The 16,171-nt window shown below is 64.2% G+C and carries 13 protein-coding genes and 2 pseudogenes; 11 read left to right on the top strand and 4 right to left on the bottom strand.

Going from position 1 to position 16,171, the window contains the following annotated elements; genetic code table 11:
* Positions 1-9: 9 nt before the first annotated feature.
* Together ACQKPZ_RS11580 and ACQKPZ_RS11575 are read right to left on the bottom strand one after the other, a co-directional pair.
* Entirely contained in the window at positions 10-420 is a 411-nt protein-coding gene (locus ACQKPZ_RS11580; RefSeq protein WP_427537940.1) for a PA2817 family protein, read from the bottom strand.
* A gap of 79 nt (positions 421-499) precedes the next feature.
* The gene (locus tag ACQKPZ_RS11575; protein ID WP_427537937.1) at positions 500-2,947 is read right to left on the bottom strand and encodes an acyl-CoA dehydrogenase; all 2,448 of its coding nucleotides are present in this window, start codon (positions 2,945-2,947) and stop codon (positions 500-502) included.
* 281 nt (positions 2,948-3,228) lie between these two features.
* Here ACQKPZ_RS11575 and ACQKPZ_RS11570 point away from each other — a divergent pair, with 281 nt between their 5' ends.
* From ACQKPZ_RS11570 to ACQKPZ_RS11560, 3 genes are all read left to right on the top strand, one after another.
* Complete coding sequence (locus tag ACQKPZ_RS11570; RefSeq protein WP_427537934.1) at positions 3,229-3,852, top strand: glutathione S-transferase; 624 nt, start codon at positions 3,229-3,231, stop codon at positions 3,850-3,852.
* Between the two features lie 132 nt (positions 3,853-3,984).
* Complete coding sequence (locus ACQKPZ_RS11565; RefSeq protein ID WP_427537931.1) at positions 3,985-4,917, top strand: ABC transporter ATP-binding protein; 933 nt, start codon at positions 3,985-3,987, stop codon at positions 4,915-4,917.
* Entirely contained in the window at positions 4,914-5,693 is a 780-nt protein-coding gene (locus tag ACQKPZ_RS11560) for an ABC transporter permease (protein ID WP_019098550.1), read from the top strand. The genes ACQKPZ_RS11565 and ACQKPZ_RS11560 overlap by 4 nt, the downstream gene beginning before the upstream one ends.
* Positions 5,694-5,702: 9 nt before the next feature.
* Here ACQKPZ_RS11560 and ACQKPZ_RS11555 read toward each other — a convergent pair.
* A pseudogene (locus ACQKPZ_RS11555) lies at positions 5,703-6,209 on the bottom strand (DUF2062 domain-containing protein); the annotation flags it as partial.
* A 141-nt stretch (positions 6,210-6,350) separates the two neighbouring features.
* Between ACQKPZ_RS11555 and ACQKPZ_RS11550 the strand changes: the two are divergent.
* The 8 genes from ACQKPZ_RS11550 to murB all read left to right on the top strand — a co-directional run bounded on the left by ACQKPZ_RS11550 (position 6,351) and on the right by murB (position 13,298).
* Positions 6,351-8,567: a DNA internalization-related competence protein ComEC/Rec2 gene (locus ACQKPZ_RS11550; protein ID WP_427537928.1), complete on the top strand. Its 2,217-nt coding sequence runs from the start codon at positions 6,351-6,353 to the stop codon at positions 8,565-8,567.
* A gap of 192 nt (positions 8,568-8,759) precedes the next feature.
* Positions 8,760-9,395 carry a MotA/TolQ/ExbB proton channel family protein gene (locus ACQKPZ_RS11545; RefSeq protein WP_028614013.1) on the top strand — a complete coding sequence of 212 codons (636 nt, stop codon included), beginning with the start codon at positions 8,760-8,762 and terminating at the stop codon, positions 9,393-9,395.
* Positions 9,392-9,826 carry an ExbD/TolR family protein gene (locus ACQKPZ_RS11540; RefSeq protein WP_012271149.1) on the top strand — a complete coding sequence of 145 codons (435 nt, stop codon included), beginning with the start codon at positions 9,392-9,394 and terminating at the stop codon, positions 9,824-9,826. The genes ACQKPZ_RS11545 and ACQKPZ_RS11540 overlap by 4 nt, the downstream gene beginning before the upstream one ends.
* Positions 9,826-10,827, top strand: coding sequence for a tetraacyldisaccharide 4'-kinase (lpxK, locus tag ACQKPZ_RS11535; RefSeq protein ID WP_427537925.1), 1,002 nt, complete (start codon positions 9,826-9,828; stop codon positions 10,825-10,827). Before ACQKPZ_RS11540 ends, lpxK begins: the two co-directional genes overlap by 1 nt.
* 44 nt (positions 10,828-10,871) lie before the next feature.
* Positions 10,872-11,057, top strand: a complete 186-nt coding sequence (locus ACQKPZ_RS11530) for a Trm112 family protein (protein ID WP_003247142.1) — start codon at positions 10,872-10,874, stop codon at positions 11,055-11,057.
* A complete protein-coding gene (gene kdsB, locus ACQKPZ_RS11525) occupies positions 11,054-11,818 on the top strand; it encodes a 3-deoxy-manno-octulosonate cytidylyltransferase (RefSeq protein WP_427537922.1) in 765 nt (254 codons plus the stop codon). Before ACQKPZ_RS11530 ends, kdsB begins: the two co-directional genes overlap by 4 nt.
* Positions 11,818-12,282 carry a low molecular weight protein-tyrosine-phosphatase gene (locus tag ACQKPZ_RS11520; RefSeq protein ID WP_427537919.1) on the top strand — a complete coding sequence of 155 codons (465 nt, stop codon included), beginning with the start codon at positions 11,818-11,820 and terminating at the stop codon, positions 12,280-12,282. Before kdsB ends, ACQKPZ_RS11520 begins: the two co-directional genes overlap by 1 nt.
* Positions 12,279-13,298 (top strand): UDP-N-acetylmuramate dehydrogenase, encoded by a 1,020-nt coding sequence (murB, locus tag ACQKPZ_RS11515; RefSeq protein WP_427537916.1) that lies wholly within the window; start codon positions 12,279-12,281, stop codon positions 13,296-13,298. The genes ACQKPZ_RS11520 and murB overlap by 4 nt, the downstream gene beginning before the upstream one ends.
* A 229-nt stretch (positions 13,299-13,527) precedes the next feature.
* Here the strand turns inward: murB and ACQKPZ_RS11510 are convergent.
* Positions 13,528-16,074 (bottom strand): annotated as a pseudogene (locus ACQKPZ_RS11510) (ribonuclease E/G); the annotation flags it as partial.
* Positions 16,075-16,171: the final 97 nt, after the last annotated feature.

The raw sequence follows: 16,171 nt of genomic DNA, 5'->3' as shown, positions 1-16,171 counted from the left end.
ATGGCCCGGTCAGTGGCGGGTCGAAGGCGGTGTCTGGGCCAGCAGCTGCTTTTCCTGGTGCCAGTCGAACGGCTCGTCGTTGCGCTCGGCTTCGTAGCGACGCTCCTCGAGTTGCTGGTACAGGTCCAGCTCTTCATCAGGCATGTAATGCAGGCAGTCACCACCGAAGAACCACAGCAAATCGCGGGGTACCAGATGAGCAATCTGCGGGTAACGCTGGATCACCTGGCACAGCAGGTCCTGTCCCAGGTACTGGCTTTCCAGCGGGTTCTGTGGCAGCAGGGTCAACAGTTCGTCGAAGCGCTCCAGGAACAGGGCGTGGCTTTCCTCCGGTACCTGCTCGGCGTCACCCAGGGCCACCAGGATGGTGCGCAGGTGGTTCAGCAGTTGCAGGTGGTATTGCTGGTGGGGGGTGGCCATGGGGATGGTCCTCGAGGTGGTTGAAACGGGCGCGGAGTATACGCCGGTAGGGAGGGGGCCGCAAAACGGCCCCCTTGTTTCAGCGTACCTTGCCGTGCTCGGGCAGCAATTGCGCTTTGTTGAAGGCGTCCACATCAATCACGGTTCTGCGGGCTTTTTCGGCCTCGTGCAGCTTCAGGCCTTCACCTGGTTGAAGCGCACCGGTCTGTACTGCGGCATCGATTGCCGACTGCCCAGGTGCCGGCTGTACCTTGCCGTCCTTGATCGCCTGATGCAGCGCCTTGTGCAAGGGTGCTGCTTCCTCCAGCAAGTCGCAGGCCCGTTGCAGTGCCGCCACTGGATCTCCATCGGTTTGTGGCCGGAAGCAACCGGCAAGCAGTTCCTCCAGCGCCGGATCGCCTTTGCTACGCCCAATCAGCGCTGCTACCTCGGCGTCCAGTTCATCGTTGGGCCCGGTATGACGACGGCCGAAGGGGAATACCAGCACGCGCAGGGCGCAGCCGATGAAGCGGTTGGGGAAATTGTCCAGCAGCCGGTCGAGGGCTTTTTCCGCCTGGCCCAGGCTTTCTTCCATGGCCCAGCGCAGCAGTTGCTGCATGTGCTTCGGTGAACCGAGGTCGTGGTAGCGCTTGAGCGCGGCGCTGGACAGGTACAGGTAGCTCAGCACGTCGCCAAGCCGCGCGCTCAGGCGTTCGCGACGTTTGAGCGCGCCGCCCAGTAGCATCATCGACAGGTCGGCCAGCAGAGCAAAGGCTGATGCCTGGCGGTTGAGGGCGCGGAAGTAGCCCTGGCTCAAGGCATCACCCGGCACATTCTCCAGTCGGCCCAGCCCAAGGTTGAACACCAGTGTGCTCGCCGCGTTGCCGGCAGCGAACATGATGTGCTTCATCAGCAGGTCGTCGAATTCCGTCAGCGCCTGGTCGCGGTCTTCACGGCCAGCCAGGGCCATTTCCTTGAGCACGAACGGGTGGCAGCGAATGGCGCCCTGGCCGAAGATCATTAGGTTGCGCGAGAGAATGTTCGCGCCCTCGACCGTGATGAAAATCGGTGCACCTTGCCAGTTCCGGCCCAGGTAGTTGTTCGGGCCCATGATGATGCCCTTGCCACCGTGCACGTCCATGGCGTGCTGGATGCATTCGCGGCCGCGCTCGGTGAGGTGGTACTTGAGAATCGCCGACAACACCGAGGGTTTCTCGCCCAGGTCCACGGCCTTGGCGGTCAGCAGGCGGGCGCTGTCCATCAGCCAGGCATTGCCGCCGATGCGTGCCAGCGATTCCTGGATGCCTTCGAAGGCTGCCAGCGGCACGTTGAATTGCTCGCGGATGTTGGCGTACTGGCCGGTGACCAGGCTGGTGTATTTGGCGGCCCCGGTACCTACGGCGGGCAGGGAGATCGAGCGGCCCACCGACAGGCAGTTCATCAGCATCATCCAGCCTTTGCCGAGCATGGCGTGGCCGCCTATCAGGAAGTCCAGCGGGACGAATACGTCCTTGCCACTGTTGGGGCCGTTCATGAAGGCAGCGCCCAGCGGCAGGTGGCGCTTGCCGATTTCCACACCGGGCGTGTCTGTGGGGATCAGCGCCAGGCTGATGCCCAGTTCTTCCTCTTCACCCAGCAGGTGGTCAGGGTCGTAAGCCTTGAACGCGAGGCCCAGCAGAGTGGCGACCGGGCCGAGGGTGATGTAGCGCTTTTCCCAGTTCAGGCGCAGGCCGATGACTTCTTCACCGTTCCATTGGCCTTTGCAGATTATGCCGGTGTCTGGCATGGCACCCGCGTCAGATCCGGCCAGCGGGCCGGTGAGGGCGAAGCAGGGGATTTCCTCGCCACGGGCCAGGCGCGGCAGGTAGTGATTGCGTTGTTCGTCGGTACCGTAATGCAGCAGTAGTTCTGCCGGCCCGAGGGAGTTCGGCACCATGACCGTGGAGGCCAGGTCACCGCTGCGGGTGGCCAGTTTCATCGCCACCTGGGAGTGGGCGTAGGCGGAGAAACCCTTGCCGCCGTATTCCTTGGGGATGATCAGGGCGAAGAAGCCGTTCTGCTTGATGTACGCCCAGGCTTCGGGCGGCAGGTCGAGGTCCTGGCCGATCTGCCAGTCGCTGACCATGGCGCAGAGTTCTTCAGTGGGGCCATCGATGAAGGCCTGTTCCTCTTCGGTGAGTTTCGGCGCCGGGTAATCGAGCAGGATGCGCCAGTCGGGGCGGCCGCTGAACAGCTCACCATCCCACCAGACGGTGCCGGCTTCGATGGCTTCGCGCTCGGTCTGTGACATCGGCGGCAGGGTACGCTGGAACCAGTTGAATACCGGCCCGGTGAAGACCTTGCGGCGCCATTCCGGTAGCGCCACCAAGGCTATTTTCAGCGCCAATACGATCCAGATCAGGGCCAGCAGCCAGCCGGGGGCGTTGCTGAAAATGCCCATCAGCAGTACGTAGGCCGCCATGACCCCGAGAATCTGCAAGGGCGCCAGGCGTCGGTGCGTGAGGTAAGCCGCGCCGATCACCAACACTACCAACCACAACAGCAACATAATCGGTCCTCCTTGGAACCAAGGGCTTGAGCCGTCCCGGATAGCTTAGACGCAACGCTGTGAACGGCAGGGTCAGAACAGTGACAGGGTGTGGCGGTGGGAGTTTCAGTGCATTGTTTTCCTGTGCCGGCCTCTTCGCGGGTGAACCCGCTCCCACAGGGATCAACGAACCTGAGGGCTGTGGTGATCCTGTGGGAGCGGGTTCACCCGCGAAGAGGCCGGTACAGGCGACAAAACTCTGGAGTAGACTGTTCACCCTTTGCATCCATAAGGACATCGCCATGCTGAAGATCTGGGGCCGCAAGAATTCGAGCAATGTGCGCAAGGCACTGTGGATCGCCCACGAACTGGGCCTGGACTTCGAGTCCATCGACGCCGGTGGCGGCTTCGGCGTGGTCAACGAGCCGCACTACCGTGCCCGCAACCCCAACGGCCTGGTACCCATGCTGGAGGACGGCGACCTGACCCTGTGGGAGTCCAACACCATCGTGCGCTACCTGTGCGCCGAATACGGCGCAGAGCAGGGCTGGTACCTCGAAGACCCGCGCCAGCGCGCCCTGGCCGACAAGTGGATGGACTGGACCACCTCATCGTTCGCCGCACCGTTCCGCCCGCTGTTCTGGGGCCTGCTGCGCACCCCGGAAGACCAGCGCGACTGGGTGGCGATCAATGCCGCGCACAAGCAATGCGCACAGTTGCTGGCAATCGCCGACGAAACCCTGGCCACACAGCCGTACCTTTCTGGTGACCAGATAGGCATGGGCGACATCCCACTGGGTAGCTTTGTCTATGCCTGGTTCGAAATGCCCATCGAGCGCCCGGCCATGCACCACCTGGAAGCCTGGTACGAGCGGTTGAAAGCGCGCACGGCCTATCAGGCGGCGGTGATGACTGCCCTCACCTGAGCCTTCTTCGATAGTCATTATCAATAGATGTGACTGTACTTGTGCGGCCTGGCCTTGCACCATGGCCGCACTCACTGCGCCAGTGATCTGCCCTGGCGTGTCCTGACCTTTTCACTCGGTACGTGACCCGCTATGAGTTCTGCCCTGTCCATTCGACAGCTGACCAAAACCTACGGCAATGGCTTCCAGGCCCTCCAAGGGATCGATCTGGACGTTGCCGAAGGCGACTTCTTCGCCTTGCTCGGCCCTAACGGCGCCGGCAAGTCCACCACCATCGGCATCCTCTCTACCCTGGTAAACAAGACCAGCGGCACGGTCAATGTGTTTGGCCACGACCTGGACCGCGAGCCTTCGGCGCTCAAGCGCTGCCTGGGCGTGGTGCCGCAGGAATTCAACTTCAACCAGTTCGAGAAAACCTTCGACATCGTCGTGACCCAGGCCGGCTACTACGGCATTCCGCCCAAGCTGGCCAAGGAGCGCGCCGAGCAGTACCTGACCCAGCTGGGCCTGTGGGACAAGCGTGATGTGCAGTCGCGTTCGCTGTCGGGCGGCATGAAGCGCCGCTTGATGATCGCCCGTGCGCTGATCCACGAGCCACGCCTGCTGATACTCGACGAACCCACTGCCGGGGTGGACATCGAGCTGCGCCGTTCGATGTGGAGCTTCCTCACCGAACTGAACCAGAAAGGCATCACCATCATCCTCACCACCCACTACCTGGAAGAGGCTGAACAGCTGTGCCGTAACATCGGCATCATCGACCACGGCACCATCGTCGAGAACACCAGCATGCGCCAGCTGCTGGGCAAGCTGCATGTAGAAACCTTCGTACTCGACATCAAGCAGGACCTGACCAGTGCGCCGGTACTGCAAGGCTACCCGTGCCGGCTGTTGACCCCGCACACCCTTGAGGTGCAAGTGGAGAAGGATATCGGCATTACCGCGCTGTTCGGCCAGCTGGCGCTGCAGAACATCGAGGTGCAGAGCCTGCGCAACAAGACCAACCGACTCGAGGAGCTGTTCGTGTCCCTGGTGGAAAAAAACCTGTCGAAGGTGGCCGTATGAGTGTGGAACTGCGCACCAACTGGGTCGCCCTTAACACCATCGTCTACCGCGAAGTACGGCGCTTTCTGCGCATCTGGCCGCAGACCCTTCTGCCGCCAGCCATCACCATGGTTCTGTACTTCGTCATCTTCGGTAACCTGATCGGCCGGCAGATCGGCGACATGGGTGGTTTCACCTACATGCAGTACATCGTGCCGGGGCTGATCATGATGTCGGTAATCACCAACTCCTACGGCAACGTGGTGTCGAGCTTCTTCGGCAGCAAATTCCAGCGTTCGATCGAAGAACTGATGGTGTCGCCGGTATCGCCGCATACCATTCTGGTCGGCTATGTGCTGGGCGGTGTGTTGCGCGGTTTGGCGGTGGGGGTGATCGTGACCATCCTGTCGATGTTCTTTACCGACCTTCAGGTGCATCACTTGGGTGTGACGGTGGTCGTGGTGCTGCTGACTGCCACCATTTTCTCGCTGCTGGGCTTCGTCAACGCGGTGTTTGCACGCAACTTCGACGATATTTCGATCATTCCCACCTTCGTGCTGACACCGCTGACCTACCTGGGCGGGGTGTTCTACTCGATCAACCTGTTGCCGCCGTTCTGGCAGACCGTGTCGCTGGCCAACCCGGTGCTGCACATGGTCAACTCGTTCCGCTACGGCATTCTAGGGGTGTCGGACATCAGCATTGGCACGGCGATTACCTTCATGCTGGTCGCCACCGCGGTGCTCTATGGTGTGTGTGTCCGCCTGTTGGTCAGCGGCCGCGGCATGCGGGCCTGAGGCCTTGCAACGGCATTGGCGGCGGCGCCATTGCCGGCCCACCCACCAGCGCCAGTAGAGCATGGTGGCAAAGTAGCCCGCGATTCCCAGCACCACGCCGCACACCACCGAGCCGAGCAGGAAGGGCTGCCACAGCGTCGACAGCTGGTCGGTGATCCACTGGAAGGTCAGTTCGTCGGGCAGGGTGCGTGGCGGCACCTGCATCAGCCAGGCGCCGGTCATGTAGGTGACGAAGAACACCGGCGGCATGGTCAGCGGGTTGGTCAGCCACACCAGGCTGACAGCAATTGGCAGGTTGCCGCGCACCGGAATGGCCAGCGCGGCAGCCAGTAGCATTTGTGCCGGCATCGGAATCAGCGCCGCGAACAGGCCCACGCCCATGGCCCGCGCCACCGAGTGGCGGTTCAGGTGCCATAGGTTCGGGTCGTGCAGCAACTTGCCGAAAAAGCGTAAGGACTTGTGTTCCCGAATGCTGGTCGGGTCCGGCATGTAGCGTTTGAAAAGTCGGCGCGGCATGTAGGCTCCCGGAGCGTTGATCCGGGCAGTATGCCCTGATTCGGGTTCAGCCTCGTTTAGAGTTTGTGACAATTGTTGAGCAAGCTTTGCCGATAATTGGGCTATGCCTCAGAGGTGATTTCGCTTCTGGAGCTCTACCTCATGCGCACAGGGATGTTTGCGCTCGCACTCGGGCTGTTGTGCCTGGGTTTTCTCCCCGCATTGCCATCGGTCGGGTGGCTGGTGCTGCTGGCTGGCGGCGCCGTCGGTAGCCTGTTTACCCGGTTGTGGCCGCTGGGCATTTTTCTGCTGGGCTTGTGCTGGGCGTGCTGGTCTGCACAAGGGGCGCTGGATGATCGCCTTGCGCCCGCACTTGATGGCCGCACGCTGTGGCTGGAGGGGCGGGTGGTCGGCTTGCCGGCCCGGACTGCACAAGGTGTGCGCTTCGAGTTGGAGGCAGCGCACTCGCGGCGCGCCGAGCTGCCACAACGCCTGCAACTGAGCTGGTTCGACGGGCCGCCAGTGCGGGCGGGTGAACAGTGGCGGCTGGCGGTAACCTTGCAGCGCCCGGCCGGGCTGCTGAACCCGCATGGGCCGGACCGGGAGGCGCAGTTGCTGGCGCGGCGGGTGGGCGGCACAGGTTCGGTCAAGGCTGGGCAAATGCTGGCACCGGTTGTTGCTGGCTGGCGTGACAGCCTGCGTCAGCGCTTGCTGGCTGTAGAGGCCCATGGCCGGGAGGCCGCTCTGGTTGCGTTGGTGCTCGGCGACGGCGCAGGTCTGGCTCGAGAGGACTGGCAGACGTTGCAGGCCACCGGCACGGTGCACCTGCTGGTGATTTCAGGCCAGCACATCGGCCTGGTGGCCGGTTTGCTGTATGGCCTGATAGCCGGGCTGGCACGCTGGGGGTTGTGGCCCGCCCGGTTGCCGTGGCTGCCTTGGGCGTGTGGCCTGGCCATGGCGGCGGCGCTGGCCTATGGCTGGCTTGCCGGTGCGGGTGTACCGGTGCAGCGCGCCTGCCTCATGCTGGCAGTGGTGCTGCTGTGGCGCCTGCGCTTTCGTCACCTTGGTGTTTTTCTACCGTTGCTGCTGGCGCTGGTTGCCGTGTTGCTGATCGAACCGCTGGCAGCACTGCTACCCGGTTTCTGGCTGTCGTTTGGCGCCGTCGCCACGCTTGCCTATTGCTTCACTGCCCGCCTGGGTGGCTGGCGGCCCTGGCAAGCCTGGACACGCGCGCAATGGGTGATTGCCATCGGTTTGCTGCCGGTGTTGCTGGCCGTGGGTTTGCCGGTGAGCCTGACTGCGCCGCTGGCCAACCTCGTAGCGGTACCGTGGATCAGCCTGGCGGTGTTGCCGTTGGCGTTGCTGGGTACCTTGCTGCTGCCGCTGGGCGGGGCTGGGGAGCTTTTGTTGTGGCTGGCAGGTGGTCTGCTGGATTCGCTGTTCCGGGGTTTGGCGCTGGTGGCTCAGCAACGGCCGGCGTGGGTGCCGGCGGCCTTGCCATTATGGGCGTGGCTGCTGGTCTGCCTGGGCGCATTGCTGGTGCTGCTACCCCGTGGCGTTCCGCTGCGAGGGTTGGGTGGGATGATGCTGCTAGCCCTGTGGGTCCCCCGGGAAGCAGTGCCGTTCGGGCAGGTCGAGGTCTGGCAGCTGGATGTCGGCCAAGGCTTGGCGGTGCTGTTGCGCACTCGGCATCACAACCTGCTGTACGACGCCGGGCCGGCCAGGGGTGAAAGCGACCTGGGGGAGCGGGTGGTGCTGCCGACCTTGCGCAAGCTGGGTGTGGGTAGCCTGGATTTGCTGCTGGTCAGTCATGCCCATGCTGATCATGCCGGGGGTGCTGCAGCCATTCAGCGTGGTTTGCCGGTCAGACGGATGATTGGAGGGGAAGCGCTGAGTGACGTTCAGTTGCAGCCTTGTGCCAGTGGCGAGCAATGGGAATGGGATGGCGTGCGTTTTTCGCTGTGGCGCTGGGTTGATGGGCGCAGTAGCAATGACCGTTCCTGTGTCCTGCTGGTCGAGGCGCGGGGTGAGCGATTGTTGCTGGCGGGTGATATTGAAGCCGGGGCCGAGCGGGCCTGGCTGGCGGCTGGCGAGGCTCCCCGGATTGACTGGTTGCAGTCACCGCACCATGGCAGCCGCAGTTCGTCCAGCGAGGCGTTCATTCGTGCCACGGCGCCGCGTGGGGTGCTGATATCGCGTGGGCGTAATAATAGCTTTGGGCACCCGCATGCGCAGGTGGTCGAGCGCTATCGTCGGCACGGGGTGAAGATGCATGACACCGCTGTGGAGGGTGCATTGCGGCTGGTATTGGGGGGGCAGGGGGAGGTTGAGGGTATGCGCGGGCAGCGGCGATTCTGGCGTGATGTTGTGGGTGGCTGATCTGGCCCTTTCGCGGGCTCGCCCGCTCCCACAGGCATTGCACTGAACCTGAGGCCGGTGCAGTACCTGTGGGAGCGGGCGAGCCCGCGAAAGGGCCGGCGCAGGTTGCAGGCCAATTCCCTGACCTCCGGCAGATGAGCCCTTGGCGCGCCTATGGTAGAGTGGCGGCCTTTTTCCGAAGGGGCGTTTACTGTGTGGGAATTGGTCAAGTCCGGTGGTTGGATGATGCTGCCGATCATTCTGAGTTCCATCGCTGCCATGGCTATCGTCGTCGAGCGCCTGTGGACCCTGCGCGCCAGTCGCGTCACCCCGCCGCACCTGCTGGGCCAGGTGTGGATGTGGATCAAGGACAAACAGCTGACCAGTGACAAGCTCAAGGCCCTGCGCGCCGATTCGCCGCTGGGCGAAATCCTTGCCGCAGGCCTGGCCAACTCGCGTCACGGTCGCGAAATCATGAAAGAGTGCATCGAGGAAGCCGCCTCGCGCGTCATCCACGAACTGGAGCGCTACATCAGCACCCTCGGCACCATCGCCGCCATGGCCCCGCTGCTGGGCCTGCTGGGCACCGTGCTGGGCATGATCGACATCTTCAGCGCCTTCATGGGTTCGCAGATGACCGCCAATGCGTCCGTGCTGGCCGGTGGTATCTCCAAGGCCCTGGTTACCACCGCTGCCGGCCTGATGGTCGGTATCCCGGCGGTGTTCTTCCACCGCTTCCTGCTGCGCCGCATCGATGAGCTGGTGGTGGGCATGGAGCAGGAGGCGATCAAGCTGGTGGAAGTGATCCAGGGCGACCGCGAAGTGGAAGTGGCCGGAGGCAAGGCGTGAAGTTCCGGCGCAATCGCCAGCGGGAGAACGTCGACATCAACCTGGCGTCGCTGATCGACGTGGTGTTCGTCCTGTTGCTGTTCTTCGTGGTCACCACCACCTTTACCCGCGAGACTCAGTTGCGTGTCGAGCTGCCCGAGGCCGCCAGTGCCGAACAGGCGCCGGCCGATCAGGGCAAGCTGGTGGAAATCACTATCAGCGCCGAGGGTGTGTATTCGGTGAACAATCACCTGCTGCCCAAGAGCGACCTGGCCACCTTGAGCGAAGCCATCGAGCGTGAGTCGGGCGGCGACAACAAGCTGCCGCTGGCCATCAGCGCCGACGGCAAGACCCCGCACCAGGCTGTGGTCACTGCAATGGATGCTGCCGGCAAGCTCGGTTTCAGCCAGTTGCGCATGACCACTGTCGAGGCGGCCCAGGGCACGCCTTGATGGCTTTCACCGACCGTTTGCTTGCTGCCTGGTATGCCGGGCACCCGGCCCTGGCGTTGCTGCGCCCGCTGGAGGCGCTGTACCGCCGCGTGGTCATGCGCAAGCGGGCGCGCTTTCTCAGTGGCGAAAGTGCCAGCTACCGGGCGCCCGTGCCGGTCATCGTGGTGGGTAATATCACGGTCGGGGGCACCGGCAAGACGCCAATGATTCTCTGGCTGATCGAGCACTGCCGCCAGCAGGGGCTGAAGGTAGGTGTGGTCAGCCGCGGCTATGGCGCCAAGCCGCCGCAGTTGCCTTGGCGCGTGCGGGCGGACCAGGCTGCCGATCAGGCCGGTGATGAGCCGCTGCTGATCGTGCAGCGCACAGGCGTGCCGCTGATGATCGACCCCGACCGCGCGCGCGCGGTGCAGGCGCTGCTGGCCAGCGAACCGCTAGACCTGGTTCTGTGCGACGACGGCATGCAGCACTACCGGCTGGCCCGTGACCTGGAACTGGTACTGATCGATGCCGCCCGCGGCCTGGGCAATGGCCGTTGTCTGCCGGCAGGGCCCCTGCGAGAGCCCGTCGAACGCCTGCAGGGCGCCGATGCGGTGCTGTTCAATGGCGCCAGCGCAGACCGCGTCGATGGGTTTGGTTTCTGCCTGCAGCCGTCCGCACTGGTCAACCTGCGCAGTGGCGAACGCCGCGCGCTTGACCACTTCCCGGCAGGCCAGCGCCTGCACGCGGTGGCCGGTATCGGCAACCCGCAACGTTTCTTCAATACCCTGCTGGGGCTAAACTGGCAGCCGGTGCCGCACCCCTTTGCCGACCATGCACAGTTCAGCGCCCAGAGCCTGGCCTTCAACCCGCCGCTGCCGTTGGTGATGACAGAGAAGGACGCGGTGAAATGCCGGGCCTTCGCTGCTGACGACTGGTGGTATCTGGCCGTCGAGGCGCAGCCCACGCCGGCGTTCAGCGCCTGGTTCGACAGCCAGCTGCAGCGCCTGCTGCACAAGCCCTGAGCCCGTTTTCATTTTCCGGCCACCCGGCCTAAAGGAAGCCTCCAATGGACACCAAACTGCTCGATATCCTGGCCTGCCCGATCACCAAAGGCCCGCTCAAGCTCAGCGCCGACAAGACCGAGCTGATCAGCAAGGGCGCCGGCCTGGCCTACCCGATCCGCGACGGCATCCCGGTCATGCTGGAAAGCGAGGCGCGTACCCTGACCGACGACGAGCGCCTGGACAAATGAGCCTGGACTTCACGGTAGTGATTCCTGCCCGGCTGCGTTCCACGCGTTTGCCGGGCAAGCCGCTGCTGGCGATTGCCGGTAAGCCGATGGTGCAGCATGTGTGGGAGCAGGCGCGTAAAAGCGCTGCCAGCCGCGTGGTCATCGCCACCGACGACGTCACCATTCTTGAAGCCTGCCAGGCCTTCGGCGCCGAAGTGCTGATGACCCGTGCCGACCATGAATCGGGCACCGACCGCCTGGCCGAAGTGGCCGCGCACCTGGGCCTGCCGGCTGATGCCATCGTGGTCAACGTGCAGGGCGACGAGCCGCTGATTCCGCCGGTCATCATCGACCAGGTGGCGGCCAACCTGGCTGCGCATCCAGAGGCGGGCATCGCCACCCTCGCCGAGCCCATCCATGAGCCGGAAACCGTGTTCAACCCTAATGCGGTCAAGGTAGTCAGTGACAAGAACGGCTTGGCCCTGACCTTCAGCCGTGCGCCGCTGCCCTGGGCCCGCGATGCCTTTGCCAAGGACCGCAACGCGCTGCCTGAAGGCGTGCCGTATCGCCGCCACATTGGCATGTACGCCTACCGTGTTGGCTTTTTGCAGGACTTTGTCGGTTGGGGCCCATGCTGGCTTGAGCAAACCGAAGCGCTGGAGCAGTTGCGAGCCCTGTGGCACGGCGTGCGCATTCACGTCGAGGACGCCATCGAGGCGCCTGCCGTGGGCGTGGATACCCCCGAAGACCTGGAGCGCGTAAGGCGCTTGCTGGAGGCTTGATGCGCGTCCTGTTCGTGTGCCTGGGCAACATCTGCCGCTCGCCCACCGCCGAAGGCGTGTTGCGCCATCAATTGCAGGCTGCGGGGCTGGCTGACCGGGTGCAGGTGGCGTCTGCCGGCACCGGTGACTGGCATGTCGGCAAGGCGCCCGACAGCCGCACCTGCAAGGCTGCGCTGGCGCGTGGTTACGACCTGTCGCAGCAGCGTGCCCAGCAGGTCAAGGCGGCGCACTTTACCGAGTACGACCTGATCCTGGCCATGGACGAGAGCAACCTGCGTGACCTGCGCGCCCTCCGCCCGCACATGGCGGTAGGCGAACTCGACTTGTTCCTGCGCCGCTACGGTTGCGCACTGGATGAAGTGCCGGACCCATACTACGGCGGCGCCGACGGCTTCGAGCAGGTGCTCGACCTGGTCGAGGCGGCGTGCCAGGCTCTGGTGCTGGAAATCAAGGGGCGGCTATGACGGTACAGTGGCAGGAGCAGGTATCGCTCAAGCCGTACAACACCTTCGGCATCGACGTGAAGGCGCGCTATTTCAGCCAGGCGCAGGATGACCAGCAGGTGCGCCAGGCGCTGAGCCATGCCCATCAGCAGGGCTTGCCAGTGCTGGTGATCGGTGGCGGCAGCAACTTGCTGCTGACCCGTGACATCGATGCATTGGTGCTGCACATGGCCAGCCAGGGTCGCCGCGTGCTCAGCGACGATGGCGAGCGCGTGGTGATTGAGGCCGAGGCAGGTGAGCCATGGCACCCGTTTGTGCAGTGGACACTGGCGCAGGGCTGTTGCGGCCTGGAAAACCTCAGCCTGATCCCCGGTACCGTAGGCGCTGCGCCGATGCAGAACGTGGGTGCTTATGGGGTAGAGATCAAGGACGTGTTTGCCGGCCTGACGGCCCTGGATCGCGAAACCGGCGAGCTCCATGATTTCGGCTTGGCAGAGTGTGCCTTCGGCTACCGGGACAGCCTGTTCAAGCGCAACCCGGGGCGTTGGTTGATCCTGCGCGTGCGTTTTGCCTTGAGCCGCACCTTGCAGGCCCATCTCGATTACGGCCCGGTGCGCCAGCGCCTGGCAGAGCAGGGCGTGACCGAACCGACTGCGCAGGCAATCAGTGATGCCATTTGCAGTATTCGCCGCGAAAAGCTGCCAGACCCGGCGCAGCTCGGCAATGCCGGGAGCTTCTTCAAGAACCCGGTGGTGTCGGCTGGGCAGGTCGAGCGTATTCGTGCGCAGTACCCGGGCGTGGTGGCTTATCCCCAGGCTGATGGCCAGGTGAAGCTGGCGGCGGGCTGGTTGATCGAGCAAGCAGGCTGGAAGGGCTACCGCGAGGGGGATGCGGGTGTGCATCGCTTGCAGTCGCTGGTACTGGTCAACCATGGCCAGGCGAGCGGGGCGCAGATGCATGCGCTGGCCCAGCGCATTCAGGCCGATATCCTGGAGCGGTTCGGGGTTGAGCTGGAGATGGAGCCTAATCTTTACTGATGCGGTGATGATGCTGCTCTTTGTAGGAGCGGCCTTGTGTCGCGAAAGGGCCGCAAAGCGGCCCCCGGGCTTCAGCATCAAATCATGAGTTGCCGGGGCCGCTGCGCGGCCCTTTCGCGACACAAGGCCGCTCCTACAAGGGCGGCAGCCAGCGCTGACCCAAGGCACCTACCCAAGAAAAAGCCCCGCCAGTTCGCACTGGCGGGGCTTTTTCATTCAGCCTTGGCTATCAACCGTGATGAGGCTTATGCTCATCGGCGGCTTCCAGGGCTGGTTCCTCGGTGGCAGCAGCTTCCTGCGCAGCTTTGGCAGCAGCCTCGGCCTCACGCTTGCGGCGGCGTACTTCACGCGGGTCGTTCGGCGCACGGCCGTTGGCCAGCATGACAGTGGCAGGTTCTACCGCTACCGGGGCTTCGACCGGCGCCGGCTCGACTGCCACAGGTGCAGGCTCGGCCACCACTTCTGGCTGGGCTTCAACAACCGGTGCAGGCTGCTCGACAACCGGAGCGGCTTCGATCACGGCCGGAGCCTGCTCGATTTCACCGGCTTCGACCACCGGCGCCTGCGCTGGCGCTTCGGCAACCACTACCGGCTCAGCGGCAGGTGCTGCTTCGATGACCGGCTGCGGAGCGACCTCAACCACTGGCGCAGCAGTGGCTTCGGCCACGACCACCGGTTCGCTGACAGGCAGCTCGACCACTGGGGCCACGGCCACTTCTTCAGCCTTGGCAACAGCCTCGACCTGCTCGACCTTTTCAGCCTGTTCAACCGGCTGGGCGGCTTCACTGTTGTCGGTTTCTGCTGTTGCAGCGACTTCAGCGGTGGCACGCTCGGCCTGCTGGTTGGCCTGGGCTTCGGCGTCGGCGCTGATGTTGCTGCTGGCGACAGCGGCAGTTACGGCCAGGCCGGCAGCCAGTTCGGCGCCCAGCTCGGTGGCCTGGTGCTGTTGTGGTTGCTCTTCGCTGCCTTCTTCTTCGCTGCCGTCGATCAGCTCGCCATTGGCGTTGCGCTGGCGCTCACGACGGTTGCTGCGACGACGCTGGCCACGGGAGCGGCGGCGCGGGCGCTCGCCATCGGCGCCTTCCTGCTCGTCTTGCAGCAGTTCTTCGTTTGGCAGTTGCTCTTCGGCCAGTTCCGCAGCCTGCTCGGCCGCTTCCTCGGCTACGCGTGGCTGACGCTCTTCGCGTGGTGGGCGCGGTGCGCGTTCTTCACGTGGGGCACGCTCTTCACGAGGTGCGCGCTCTTCACGTGGGGCACGCTCTTCACGTGGGGCACGCTCTTCGCGAGGTGCGCGTTCTTCACGTGGAGCACGCTCCTCGCGAGGTGCGCGTTCTTCGCGTGGGGCACGTTCTTCACGAGGTGCGCGCTCTTCGCGTGGAGCACGTTCTTCACGAGGTGCGCGTTCTTCGCGTGGAGCACGCTCTTCACGCGGCTGGCGCTCTTCGCGTTCAGCTGGCGGGGTGGCGTCCAGCGGCTCACGCAGCTCACGTACGCGCTCTTCGCCACGGTTACTGCGGCGGTCTTCGCGTGGCTGGCGTGGTGCACGTTCTTCACGCGGTGCACGCTCTTCGCGAGGTGCGCGTTCTTCACGTGGCGCACGCTCTTCACGCGGGGCACGTTCTTCACGTGGCTGGCGCTCCTCACGAGGTGCGCGCTCGGCGCGCTCTTCGCGCGGCTTGCGTTCTTCGTCGCGGCGGCCGTTGCGGTTGCGGCTCTGCTGGCGGCCGTTGCGGCGTTCTTCGTTGCGTGGTCGGTCGGTGGCGGGCTTTTCGGCGGTGGTGACAACCGGCGCAGGGGCAGGCTCTTCCTTGCCGGCGAACAGGCTGACCAGCGACTTCACCAGGCCCTTGAACAGGCTGGGCTCCGGGGCGCTCGGGGCAGGGGCCGCTGGCGCAACAGCTTGTGGCTCTTCCTCGCTGGCCGGTACCGGCGCATTGGCGCGGGCCGGGGCAGTCTTGACGGCGGCCTCCTGGCGAACCAGGGTGCGGGTGGCGGTCGGCTGCGTGGGCTCTTCGGCCTCGGTGGCGGCGATTTCGTAGCTGGACTGGTTGTTCAGCACTTCCGGGTTGTCGTCGCGCAGGCGCTGGACTTCGAAGTGCGGGGTTTCCAGGTGGTCGTTCGGCAGGATGATGATGCGTGCGCGGGTGCGCAGTTCGATCTTGGTGATCGAGTTGCGTTTCTCGTTCAGCAGGAACGCAGCTACCGGGATCGGCACTTGTGCACGGACTTCGGCGGTGCGGTCCTTCAGCGCTTCTTCTTCGATCAGGCGCAGGATGGCCAGCGACAGCGACTCGACGTCACGGATGATGCCGGTGCCGGAGCAGCGAGGGCAGACGATGCCGCTGCTTTCGCCCAGCGACGGACGCAGGCGCTGACGGGACATTTCCAGCAGGCCGAAGCGCGAAATGCGGCCAACCTGAACGCGAGCGCGGTCGGCTTCCAGGCATTCGCGAACGCGCTCTTCAACGGCGCGCTGGTTTTTCGCCGGGGTCATGTCGATGAAGTCGATGACGATCAGGCCGCCGATGTCACGCAGGCGCAGCTGGCGGGCGATTTCCTCGGCCGCTTCCAGGTTGGTCTGCAGGGCGGTTTCTTCGATGTCGCTGCCTTTGGTGGCACGCGCGGAGTTGATGTCGATGGATACCAGGGCTTCGGTCGGGTCGATCACGATCGAACCGCCGGACGGCAGGTCGACCACGCGCTGGAAGGCGGTTTCGATCTGGCTCTCGATCTGGAAGCGGTTGAACAGTGGCACGCTGTCTTCGTACAGCTTCACCTAGCACTGGTACGTGTTTAGAGAAGCGCTACAGGCTTAATACAGAAGAGCGAAATAGCTGAGCAGAGTGAGGCAAGCAATGACTGGATACGTTCAA

Origin of the sequence: Pseudomonas sp. NPDC089547 (assembly GCF_050280665.1) — a bacterium.
Lineage (GTDB): Bacteria > Pseudomonadota > Gammaproteobacteria > Pseudomonadales > Pseudomonadaceae > Aquipseudomonas.
This window is presented reverse-complemented; position numbering and strand designations above follow the sequence as displayed.